At 67.4% G+C, this 552-nt stretch carries 1 protein-coding gene; it reads left to right on the forward strand.

Features of this window, described 5'->3' with window-relative positions:
- Window positions 1–552: AMP-binding protein (locus tag NP552_RS25850; RefSeq protein ID WP_274097325.1), on the forward strand; the 552-nt coding region annotated here is incomplete at both ends.

Raw genomic sequence — 552 nt, forward strand, 5'->3', positions numbered from 1 at the left:
GCCTGCGCAGTTCGCCAGCCAGCGCTGCCTCCATGAACTGATCGAAGCCCAGGCTGCGCGTGCGCCGGGCTCCATCGCGCTGACCCTGGGTGACGCCCAGCTCAGCTACCGCGAACTCAACGAACGCGCCAACCAGATGGCCCATGCGTTGATTGCCCAGGGCATCGGGCCAGAGGTGCTGGTGGGCCTGGCCTGCGAGCGCAGCCTGGAGATGGTGGTCGGCCTGCTGGCGATCCTCAAGGCCGGCGGCGCCTATGTGCCACTGGACCCGGCGTACCCCGAGGACCGCCTGGCCTACATGATGGAGGACAGCGGCCTGAGCGTGGTGCTGGCCCAGTCGCACCTGGGTTTGCCAACGCCGGCCGGGGTGCGCACGTTGCTGCTGGACGATAACTTCACTGGTTATGCCGCCAGCAACCCAGGCCTGACGCTTGACCCGGCCAACCTGGCCTATGTGATCTACACCTCCGGCTCCACCGGCAAGCCCAAGGGCGCGTTGCTCGCGCACCACAACGTGCTACGCCTGTTTGCCGCCACCGAACACTGGTTCGC

It is taken from the genome of Pseudomonas sp. 8209, from assembly GCF_028682105.1.
GTDB lineage: Bacteria > Pseudomonadota > Gammaproteobacteria > Pseudomonadales > Pseudomonadaceae > Aquipseudomonas > Aquipseudomonas palmensis.